This window comes from Candidatus Methylomirabilota bacterium (assembly GCA_027293415.1).
Taxonomy (GTDB): Bacteria; Methylomirabilota; Methylomirabilia; order Methylomirabilales; family CSP1-5; genus CSP1-5.
On record JAPUFX010000049.1, the window covers coordinates 1 to 9,866 of the forward strand.

Below are 9,866 nucleotides of genomic sequence, written 5' to 3' on the forward strand. Positions count from 1 at the left end.
CGAACGCCGACGCGAAAGGAGAGATGCTAGTGCCCCACCAACTATTTCTCACTAGCCCAGATTATTCACATAGAAGTGAATAATCTGCCCTCCGGGCTTCGACTCCGCCCCGCGTTTGTGGGGCGTCGCTCAGGGCTAGCCTTGAGTCCCGCCGCACCGGCGGGATCGAAACCTGCCGGTGCGGCCGAGCCCGCACCTGCAGGCGCATTATTCACGAACGGAGTGTCTTCGTGAATAATGCGGGCTAGCATTCCACGCTGGTGCGGCACTTCCGCTAGTCCCGAAAGCCTTCGGGATTCGGCGCTCGGCGTTCACCTCGCTGAGCACCCTCCAAGCGCAGGGGAGCCTCTCCCCTACAACCCCTCAGTGCCCCTGGCGGAACCCTGAGGTGCTTAGGAAGAGTCAGTTGGAGGGGCACTAGGTATTGCCACGACGAGCTTGAGAGAGCAGCCACCAGAGCCCACCCACCGAACACAGGATTAAGAGGAGGCTCATCATCTGGGCGGCCCGGAAAGGCCCCAACATCAGGCTATCGATCCTGAGCTCTTCAATGAAAAAACGACCGAATGAATAGAGTCCCAGGTAGCTAAGAAACAGGGCCCCTGGGTATGGTTCCAGTCGTTTCCGGAGCAGCAAGAAGAGCAGCCCAAAGACAGCCAGGTTCCAGATGGATTCATAGAGAAAAGTAGGATGGAAGTACTCGAACTCTGCCAGATGAGGCGGCCGGTACCCAGGACCGATATAGAGCCTCCAGGGCAGATCCGTGGGGGTACCAAAGGCCTCCTGGTTGAAGAAGTTTCCCCACCGCCCGATTGCTTGTCCAAGGACGATGCTGGGGGCAACGATGTCCAGGTAAGTGAAGGTCGGGAGGTTCCTCCGCCAGGCCAAGATTCCCCCAACCAAAATCCCGGCGAAGAGCCCGCCATGAATGGCCAATCCTCCCTCCCAAATGGCCACGATCTTCCAGGGATAGGACCCATAATAGTCCCAGTTGAATAGGACATAATAGAGTCGGGCCCCAACCAGCGACGCAACGATAGCGAGAACCGCCACGTTGATCAGCTGCTCAGGGTCCTCTCCCCGACGTCGGGCCTCGCGCTGCGCGAGGAGGGTTCCGATCAAAACCGCGCAAGCGATCAGGAGCCCGTACCAGCGAATCACCAGGGGCCCGATCTGGATCGCGATGGCGCCCGGCGAGGCAAACATCTCGGTTCTTAGTCCTTTCCCCTCATGTCCCGGCGACGTCGATGGACATGTCTCTGGAGCTGCCTCGGGCTTCGTCCACCGGCCTACTTGTGCTGCAACTTGTGAATCCAATCACGAAGGGCCTCATGGGTGCTCCGGAAGGCAAGCTCCTCCCAGGGAAGTCCCTCAGGGGGAAAGAAGGCAACCTCTTCAGCCTCATGCCCTGTCCGGGGGTTTCCTCCAATAATCCGCGAAAGGTAGACGACGGTCACCACGGGCGACTCTCGGTAGGAATACACGTTAAGTAGACAAATTTCGCCAATCTCCACGGCCACTTCTTCGCGAGTCTCCCGAATCGCCGCTTCCTCGACACTCTCGCCAAGCTCGACGTACCCGGCGGGAAACGTCCATTTGCCACGTGCAGGTTCAATCATACGGCGCAAGAGGAGTGCACGGCCGTCCTGGCAGGGAATAACCCCGGCCACCACCTTTGGGTTCCTGTAGAGGATAAACCCACAGGTCCGGCACACCGGCCTCTCCCTTTCTTCCTCTTCAACCCACTCATCTTGAAGTGCTCCGCCACATCGAAGACAGAACTGGAAAGCCATCGGCTCATCCTCAACAAAAATTCGAAAAGCGGACTCCGCCCTTCTCAAGGGTTCGAATCCGCTCTCGTCACGACACCGGCCACAGCACCCACCCCAGGAAGACCCGAAGCACCGGTGGTGTGGACCGTGCCAGCAAGGGGGTCAGCTCTTCTTAGAGGTCTTCGCAAAGAAGGAAGCTAAGAGGGACTCCACTTCCTTTGACCCGCAGGTTGGACAGGAGATCTTCCCCTCTTCTCGTTCCTTGATCGACAGGGTCAAGCCAAACGTCTTATTGCATTCCTTACACAGGAACTCATATACTGGCATCCTCCTCACCCCCCATCCTTGACGATGTCACCTACCCCGTCCGGCGGCACGCCTGGCAGAAGGAGCAGCACCGGCTTTACGAGGCCTCCCGATGCTTGCGAATTCGCCTCTTCAGTCGCTTTATCCCCGCCCGAGCCTCCTTCAACCCATGATAATTCTTCGCCGCCAAGGCCTCACCTCTCTGGCGCTTGAACAGGCGGATCTGGGCTTTAAGGTTCGAGACCCCTTGGCCTTTCGGGGCAACGGCACCCGTCTTGGGCCGAAGCCCGAGACGTACCTCCTCGGAGATGATCGCCTCGATCATCTCTTCCTTTTCCATCCCGGAGACGCCTACGATCTCCGGATATTTCTCCCCGCAGAGCTCTCTGAGTTTGGTTGCGGTCAGCTTCTCCAGCTCTTCCCGCTCCATTACCCCTTCGGCCTGCTTTTCCTGCATGGGATCCTCACTCTGAGGGAAATTTACTCCATTTCGCTCATGAAGCCAGCTAGCCCCTAATTTTCCGCCAGAATTCCTCTTCGAGATGCTCTGTCAAGAGTCGCTCAAAGCGGGGCCGGAGGATGAGGTCGAACAGGTAAGCACTGTCGGGAAACATGTTTAGGATGCGCGCCCGAGCAGCCTCAATTGTCCTCTCTCCCTCCGCCCTGGTGATCGGACCAATCGTAATTCGCCAGACAGTAGCATCGGCAAGCCATTTGAGAATCCGCATCTGCTCTTCTTCACGCTGGATCTCTTCTTGAGCGACCATGTCTCTCACTATGGAACCACCTTGTAGACAAGATCGTACTCGCGAACCCTTTCCTGAACCTTGATACCAACCAGCTGTCCTGGGACCGCCGTCTGAACCACTTGATGCTCCAGCTGCATGGATTCAACCACTTGGGAGAAGTCGGTGGTCTTCCCCCGAACACGAATGGTATCCCCGATGTGCAGGTCGCCGGCCTCGATCTCAATTGCTGCGACTCCCACCTTCCCAAAATAGCGAGTCACCCGTCCCACCTGCGTCTCACTCATGGCCTGCTCCCCAAATCTACAGTTGGCTCAGTGAAAACCACCCCACGCGTTGACTGCCGTCCTACCCGGCAAGGCTACCCTACCATCCCCCTTTTTGCCTTGTCAACTCCCGTACACGCTCGAATCCCCAAAGGATCATCCAGGGCTTGACTTCTGCGCACGGCCCATAACACCTGCCAGGTGAAGACCCTCCCACACCGCTCAGGAGATCTAAGGTTGACTTAGAGAAAAGATTCAGCATAACGTAGAGTCGACGCGAGGAAATAAGACGGATGCGACCTATCTTTCGCCGGCTCGGGCGCCTCAAGATTCCTCAGAAGCTGGGACGTATGCGGTCCTGGTTGCTTCCGGTTTTCTTTCTCGTGGCCCTGCTGGTGATCGTCAGCCAGACGATCCCGCTTTACACGGATTGGCTATGGTTTGACTCAGTTGGATTCTCATCCATCTTCCTTACCATTCTCCTGACGCAGATCCTCCTGGGACTGATCTTTGGAGGAATCTGCTTCACCACGCTGTACCTAAACCTCTCCCTCGTCCACCGTTCCCCTGCGACCGATGTGCTGGTCGAATTAGAGGACCACCTTGGACTGCCGAGCCGTTTTGTTTTGGAGCCTTACATCAAGCGCTTCCTCCTGCCCGTGGCCCTCGTCCTCAGTCTCCTCGCAGCTGTGCAGGCCGCTGCGGAATGGGAGGTGGCCCTTCGCTTCCTCTACCCGACCCCTTTTCAGATTCACGACCCCCTGCTTCACAAAGACCTCAGTTTTTTCATTTTCCGTTTCCCGTTCCTGAATTTTCTTTATCTATGGGGCATGATCATTTTGGTCGCGAGCACCCTATTAGTCGCGCTCGCGTATATCCTATACCGGGGCATCCAAATCACCAGGCAAGGCCTTCGCTTCAGTTTCTGGGCGCGTACTCACATCCTGGTCTTGATCAGTGCCATCCTTTTCCTCAAGGCCTGGGGTTACCATCTCAGCACGTACGACCTCCTCTACTCTCCCCGGGGGGTGGTTTTCGGTGCCAGCTACACCGACCTCTTCGCCACTCTGCCCGCTCTCCGGATCCTGACCGTCTTGGCCTTCATCTGTGGCCTGCTCTGTCTGGCCCAGATCTGGCGCCAGAGACTTACACTCCTCTTTGGCGGGCTGGTCACTCTGGCAGCGGTCGCCGTCATCGGCCAGATGATCTATCCGAACATCTTGCAGCGTGTGCGGGTTATTCCGAACGAGCTAGATCTGGAAAGCCCGTATATCATCCATAACATACGGTTTACCCGCGCTGCTTACGGTCTGGATCGGATTGAGGAGGTTGAGTTTCCCGCCGAGGAAAATCTTCGGATGGCCGACATCCGGAAGAACGAACTGACCGTGAATAACATTCGCCTGTGGGACCCCCAACCGCTCCTCGCCACCTTCGCTCAGCTACAAGAGATCCGCACATATTATAAATTCGTCAACGTGGACGTCGACCGGTACCGCCTCAACGGACGCTACGAGCAGGTGATGCTTTCCCCGCGGGAGCTGTCGTATGATCACCTTCCCAGCCGCGTCTGGATCAACGAGCACTTGACGTTCACCCACGGGTATGGGGTGGTCCTCGGCCCCGTAAATCGGGTGACCCCGGAGGGACTACCCGTCCTCTACCTCAAAAATATCCCTCCCGTGTCCGACGGTACTCTCAGTATCAACCGCCCAGAAATCTATTACGGGGAACTCGGCAACGAGTATGTCTTCGTGAAGACCAAGAGCAAGGAGCTGGACTATCCGGCGGGGGATAAGAATGTTTACACCACGTATCAGGGCAGAGGGGGAGTTCCCATCACCCCTCTCCGCAAGGCCCTCTTTGCCGCGCGCTTTGGAACAATCCGGATCCTCTTCTCCCACGATATCGTCCCAGGCAGCCGCGTCATGCTCTATCGTCAAGTCGGCGAGCGGGTCCGAAAGATTGCCCCATTCCTGCGGTACGAGCCAGACCCTTACCTGGTCATCGGCCAGGACGGAAGACTCTTTTGGATCATCGATGCCTATACCGTCAGCGACAAGTATCCGTATTCAGAGCCCTTCGGGGGGGCTGAGAATTATATCCGAAACTCGGTCAAGGTGATGGTGGATGCCTATCACGGATCCATGAGTTTCTATATCAGCGATCCGAGCGATCCCTTGATCCAGACATACTCTCGGATCTTCCCCACACTCTTCCAACCGCTCGAGGCCATGCCGCCGGACCTGCAAGCCCACATCCGCTATCCCGAAGGGCTCCTTGCTATCCAGGCTCGCATGTATGCCACGTATCACATGAGAGATCCCCAGGTCTTTTACAACAAAGAGGATGTCTGGGATATCCCGCCGCGGACGGGACGCAGGGACGTCCCGATGGAGCCCTACTACATCATCATGAAGCTCCCTGAGGAAAAGACGGAGGAGTTTATTCTCCTCATCCCCTTCACCCCCGCCCGGAAAGATAACATGTCAGCCTGGATGGCGGCCCGGAGCGACCCCCCCCATTACGGCAAGCTGATCGTCTATAACATGCCCAAACAAAAACTCGTCTTCGGACCACGGCAGATCGAGGCTCGACTCAACCAGGATGCTTTTATCTCCCAGCAGCTTTCTCTCTGGGGACAGCGGGGATCTCACGTCATCCATGGACCCCTCCTCGTAATCCCCATCGAGACGTCCCTTCTCTACGTTCAACCGCTCTATCTGGCAGCCGAAGAGCAATCCCTGCCGGAGCTGAAGCGCGTCATCGTCGCCTATGGTAACCAGATTTCTATGGAGGAAACCCTGGACCAAGCACTCACGAAGGTGTTTGCCAAGACCGTGGGTATTTCACCTCCGGCCTCCGCCACGTCCCCGACAGCTTCCATTCCCTCTTCGATCCGGGGGTTGATTGTCAGGGCCCTGGAGCACTTCCAGAAAGGGCAGCAGCTTTTGCGTGAGGGCAACCTTGCAGGCTATGCGGAAGAGCAGAAACGCCTTGAGGAAACCTTAAAGACGCTACAGACCAAAACCGGTGGTAATCCCTAGGTTGAACCGTACCCTCTTCCGTCCCCTAGCCCGCATTATTCACATAGAAGTGAATAATCTGCCCTCCGGGCCGTTCGACATACTCACGACCCCTCCGGTTGGAACCAAGGCCGAGGTTCGTCGAGGGGCCATTGGACAAACTCATGGCCCCGAGCCCTGTCGAGGGGCTTCGACTCCGCCCCGCGTGTGCGGGGCGTCGCTCAGGGCTAGCCTTGAGGCCTGCCGCTGAGGCGGGACGCATTATTCACGAAGACACTCCGTTCGTGAATAATGCGGGCTAGGAAAAAACAAGTCCCCGGTCGGTAAGATTGTATTCGGCGATCTCGGTGCTGCAAGCGCTGCCGCGGTGCTTGGCAACATACAGGGCGCGGCCGACCCTGTTCTTCCCCATTCGCTTCCCCATGAGGATAATGGTGTTCGCTGAGGCTCCAATGTCCCCCTCCCCCATCTTTTTGGCGATGAGATCGTCCAACAAATTCTCCTCTGCAGTGACCAGGAGGAGGGTCGCTACTTCCCCATGGTCGTACCGGTTCTCTTCGATGAACTCCCGGTGCCGCCAGACAGGAATCAGGATCTCCATACCCATGACCTCGGAATCTTGGTGGATTACCTTTCGGTACAGCTCGTCAAAAATGTGCAGTTGTATCGACGCGGAGGGAGACTGGGTAGGGTCCACGCCGTCCACGACAACTCTCTTGACCTGTGCGGCAAAGTGAAAGTAGAAGAAGGAAAGCACTGTCTTCCACCGCTGCGCGTAGGCAGCCAGCCAGTCCCGCCGAAACTCCGGTCCCGCCGGCTTGTTCACCTGATAGTCCTCCACTCTTCCGCCGTAATCAAATTCGTGGCAGTACCGCATTTTCTCTAAGGACAACGGGGGTGGAAAGGGATGCTGTTGCCCTGGGTAGATCAAGTGGTCCCAGGATTGTAGCTCCCAGCCGAAGAGCCTCTTCGCGTACTCCTCGTGGCGCTGAGAGTCTCCTCGGGCAGTCACGTCCAAGATGACCCCTCGCGCTCCCTCGTACCGCTCACCATTGACCGCAAATGTAAGACCTAAGTGGGTTTTCCCGATCCCGGTCGCCCCATAAACAACGGTCAAAGTCCCCGGAAGGAGTCCTCCACCCAACATCTCATCCAGCTTCTGGATCCCAAACCTGACCCGCTCGTTCACCACGCGAACCCCTTCGACTCAGTTACGTCTTCAAAAGCCTTCCTCGTTCAGGGGAGTGACATCTGCCTGAGCGCAGGCATCCCGAGGGCGATCCGGCGAGGGGAGCAAATCCTCAGGAAGGCGGAAACTGGCTTGCGTCTCCGAAGGAGTCCGGAGTCCTTTCGGACCGGCCGGGGTCCCGCCGCCGAAGCGCAGCGCAGGCGGGGGTGGCCGTCCTGGTGCCCATCGAATCGGTCCGTGCGTAACGGAAAGACCGCACTGAAGCAATGAATGGAATTTCCCGCCGACGAAGAATGCTTTCCCGAGCGGGAGAGAATCGAACCTCAGGAGCCCATGCCGATCCAAAATGAGCCGTCAGATGAGACCTCTTTTTTCCACACCGGAACGATCTGCTTGAGGCGCTCAATGGCGTAGGCACAGGCCTCTAGAGCCTGCCGACGGTGGGGGGCAGAGACGGCAATCACAACGCTGGCTTCGCCAATCTCGAGATGACCTATTCGATGGTGGATGAGGATCTGTTCGATCTCCCACTTGTCCCGAATCTCCTGCTCGATTTGACGCATTTTGGCAATGGCCATCTCGGGATACGCCTCATATTCGAGATAGGAAACCTGCTTCCCTCGGGAAAACTCTCGGACGATTCCGGTAAAGGTTGCCAATGCCCCACATGTCCTCTTGCTGACCGCGGAGACGGCTTCTGCTACCGAGAGGGGTTTCTCGGTGACCTCAAACATGACCGCCTCCACTGACCGGAGGGATAACCCCCACTTCGTCCCCCTCTTGGAGCTTGACGGTCCGCTCCGCAAACTCCCGGTTGACTGCGAGGAGCAGCGACCCGGCTATCGCCTTGAGTTCAGGATATCGGGTGAAAAAATGTTCCATCAAATCCCCAACCGTACTCCCCTCAGTCAGTTGCAGGGAAACTTCCCCCTGTCCCACGATATCCCGGGCTACTGCAAAAAGCCTGACCTGTACCTGCATCCCGAAACCCCTTGGCAGATCTGAGCTAAGTGACACGCTGGCTGCGCTTACGCTAACATGGTGGGTTAGAGCTGTCAATTGCCCCCCGTTAAAGTTCCTCTTGAGGAGGCAAGCCAAGCAGTATAGGAATTTAGCACACTTAGGGATGCAGGACAACGCGAAATTACGCAGATGTGTCCCTATTCTGCAACCTGGGCGCAACCTGCCCCGCAGGGGTGTGGATGTGAGTCGCACATCGGGTTCGTGTGCTACGTCGCTCTCGCAAATTTGTAGGCTACCCCAAGGAATTTAGTAGGAAACTTACCGAGGCCCCAACAACACCCGAAAACGGTCCTAGCACGCTGGCAGACGCGCGATCAGGGGGGGAAAGGTACTTGGATGGCTTCCGGCGGGGCACGTCATTGCTGGAGGGGTGTCAACCCACTGACCTAATCATGGAGGAACTATGCCGGGCTCATGGTCGTGGGCCGTGGAAGCTAAAACGCGGTCAGCATCGTAATTGCGAGGAACAATCCTCTGTTATACATTTTGCACCTCCTTCCTTCTAGGCTGAGCGGTGCCCAGGGCGAAGATTGCGACGGCCCAGATGAGCCCGCTGACCGTGCCGACCCACCAGGATAGCCCGGCGACCCAGAGCAACCAGGTCAGCAGCAGCACAATCGGAGCGAGTATTAGAATGCTAGTCAGTAGCACAGGCAATCTTTTCATGATCACTTCTCCTTTCTTTCCCTCTCGCTGCTCTCTTCAGAGAAAAGCAATTCGCGTGCCAACGGGAAGCTAACCGCTTCCCTCATTCCCGCAACAACGCGAGGGTCACCCAAAAAAAGAAGAGAGAACACAGCAACCGCAATCTGGCTCCAAGAACCAAGACAGGCCGTCGTGGAGAGCGCATATCCCTTGAAGTGAAAGCCAAGGCCAAGATGATGCTGGCGCAAGGCTACACGGTGGCAGGAACGGCCCGGCAACTCGGGCTGGCGAGAAACACCGTCCAGGGCATCAACCAACGCCTGACTCCGAAGGAACGCGAGGAATGGGGCAAACAATATCGGACGTGGGCCGAACAGGAACTCCTGGCGCAGGTTAAGGAGTACCTTATGGAAGCACTCCCGTCCGCAACGCCGTGGGAACTGAACAACATCATCGGCACGGCCTTTGACAAACTGCGGGCCCTCGAAGGGCGTCCAAGCGAAATTCATGCCCACTTGCACGCCCATACGCACGAAATCCATGACCTGGGGCAGAGGCTCCGTGATGCCCTGGCCATTCAAGAGCGTACAATATCTCGTGGTCAAGAAACGGCAGAAAACGGGCCTAGCGGGTAAGCAGACGGGCGATCAGGAGGAAAGGCATACTAGTGCCGCACCAACTATTTCTCACTAACACATTTATGTCTGGTGCGGCACTTCCGCTAGGGGGGCAGGCCCCCCTTCGGCGCTCGGCGCTGGCCTCGCTGAGCACCCCCCAGGCGGAGGGGAGCCTCTCCCCTCCAACCCCTCAGTGCCCCTGGCGGAAGCTCGCGGTGTTTAGGAAGAATTAGTTGGAGGGGCACTAGGGATGTAATGGACAAGCAGAATTAAGAG

General features: G+C 57.2%; 12 protein-coding genes. 2 read left to right on the forward strand and 10 right to left on the reverse strand.

All coding sequences use genetic code 11. The features are described from left to right. Positions 1-417 precede the first annotated feature (417 nt). The 6 genes from lgt to O6929_03395 form a co-directional block, all read right to left on the reverse strand. Positions 418-1,206 (reverse strand): prolipoprotein diacylglyceryl transferase, encoded by a 789-nt coding sequence (gene lgt, locus O6929_03370; GenBank protein ID MCZ6479436.1) that lies wholly within the window; start codon positions 1,204-1,206, stop codon positions 418-420. 83 nt (positions 1,207-1,289) lie between these two features. Continuing rightward, entirely contained in the window at positions 1,290-1,793 is a 504-nt protein-coding gene (locus tag O6929_03375) for an NUDIX domain-containing protein (protein MCZ6479437.1), read from the reverse strand. Positions 1,794-1,934: 141 nt separating this feature from the next. Then, positions 1,935-2,099 carry a zinc ribbon domain-containing protein gene (locus tag O6929_03380; GenBank protein ID MCZ6479438.1) on the reverse strand — a complete coding sequence of 55 codons (165 nt, stop codon included), beginning with the start codon at positions 2,097-2,099 and terminating at the stop codon, positions 1,935-1,937. Between the two features lie 76 nt (positions 2,100-2,175). Beyond that, positions 2,176-2,535, reverse strand: coding sequence for a hypothetical protein (locus tag O6929_03385; GenBank protein MCZ6479439.1), 360 nt, complete (start codon positions 2,533-2,535; stop codon positions 2,176-2,178). 49 nt (positions 2,536-2,584) lie between these two features. Beyond that, complete coding sequence (locus tag O6929_03390; GenBank protein ID MCZ6479440.1) at positions 2,585-2,854, reverse strand: hypothetical protein; 270 nt, start codon at positions 2,852-2,854, stop codon at positions 2,585-2,587. Beyond that, entirely contained in the window at positions 2,854-3,111 is a 258-nt protein-coding gene (locus tag O6929_03395; GenBank protein ID MCZ6479441.1) for a translation elongation factor-like protein, read from the reverse strand. The genes O6929_03390 and O6929_03395 overlap by 1 nt, the downstream gene beginning before the upstream one ends. A 272-nt stretch (positions 3,112-3,383) precedes the next feature. Here O6929_03395 and O6929_03400 point away from each other — a divergent pair, with 272 nt between their 5' ends. After that, positions 3,384-6,137: a UPF0182 family protein gene (locus O6929_03400; protein MCZ6479442.1), complete on the forward strand. Its 2,754-nt coding sequence runs from the start codon at positions 3,384-3,386 to the stop codon at positions 6,135-6,137. A 277-nt stretch (positions 6,138-6,414) separates the two neighbouring features. Here the strand turns inward: O6929_03400 and O6929_03405 are convergent, their stop codons facing one another. The 4 genes from O6929_03405 to O6929_03420 form a co-directional block, all read right to left on the reverse strand. Beyond that, positions 6,415-7,305 (reverse strand): recombinase RecA, encoded by an 891-nt coding sequence (locus O6929_03405; GenBank protein ID MCZ6479443.1) that lies wholly within the window; start codon positions 7,303-7,305, stop codon positions 6,415-6,417. A gap of 323 nt (positions 7,306-7,628) precedes the next feature. Continuing rightward, entirely contained in the window at positions 7,629-8,039 is a 411-nt protein-coding gene (locus O6929_03410; GenBank protein ID MCZ6479444.1) for a molybdenum cofactor biosynthesis protein MoaE, read from the reverse strand. Further along, complete coding sequence (gene moaD, locus O6929_03415) at positions 8,032-8,286, reverse strand: molybdopterin converting factor subunit 1 (protein ID MCZ6479445.1); 255 nt, start codon at positions 8,284-8,286, stop codon at positions 8,032-8,034. Before moaD ends, O6929_03410 begins: the two co-directional genes overlap by 8 nt. 519 nt (positions 8,287-8,805) lie before the next feature. Beyond that, on the reverse strand, positions 8,806-8,994 hold the full coding sequence (locus O6929_03420) for a hypothetical protein (protein MCZ6479446.1): 189 nt from the start codon (positions 8,992-8,994) through the stop codon (positions 8,806-8,808). Positions 8,995-9,188: 194 nt separating this feature from the next. On the opposite strand from O6929_03420, the gene O6929_03425 reads away from it, so the two are divergent. Then, positions 9,189-9,608, forward strand: coding sequence for a hypothetical protein (locus O6929_03425; protein ID MCZ6479447.1), 420 nt, complete (start codon positions 9,189-9,191; stop codon positions 9,606-9,608). Positions 9,609-9,866 lie beyond the last annotated feature (258 nt).

What these genes read in the sequence shown, in the direction of transcription:
- lgt (MCZ6479436.1), bottom strand. Translation starts at nt 1,206, where the DNA reads ATGTTTGCCTCGCCGGGCGCCATCGCGATCCAGATCGGGCCCCTGGTG.
- O6929_03375 (MCZ6479437.1), bottom strand. Translation starts at nt 1,793, where the DNA reads ATGGCTTTCCAGTTCTGTCTTCGATGTGGCGGAGCACTTCAAGATGAG.
- O6929_03380 (MCZ6479438.1), bottom strand. Translation starts at nt 2,099, where the DNA reads ATGCCAGTATATGAGTTCCTGTGTAAGGAATGCAATAAGACGTTTGGC.
- O6929_03385 (MCZ6479439.1), bottom strand. Translation starts at nt 2,535, where the DNA reads ATGCAGGAAAAGCAGGCCGAAGGGGTAATGGAGCGGGAAGAGCTGGAG.
- O6929_03395 (MCZ6479441.1), bottom strand. Translation starts at nt 3,111, where the DNA reads ATGAGTGAGACGCAGGTGGGACGGGTGACTCGCTATTTTGGGAAGGTG.
- O6929_03400 (MCZ6479442.1), top strand. Translation starts at nt 3,384, where the DNA reads ATGCGACCTATCTTTCGCCGGCTCGGGCGCCTCAAGATTCCTCAGAAG.
- O6929_03410 (MCZ6479444.1), bottom strand. Translation starts at nt 8,039, where the DNA reads ATGTTTGAGGTCACCGAGAAACCCCTCTCGGTAGCAGAAGCCGTCTCC.
- moaD (MCZ6479445.1), bottom strand. Translation starts at nt 8,286, where the DNA reads ATGCAGGTACAGGTCAGGCTTTTTGCAGTAGCCCGGGATATCGTGGGA.
- O6929_03420 (MCZ6479446.1), bottom strand. Translation starts at nt 8,994, where the DNA reads ATGAAAAGATTGCCTGTGCTACTGACTAGCATTCTAATACTCGCTCCG.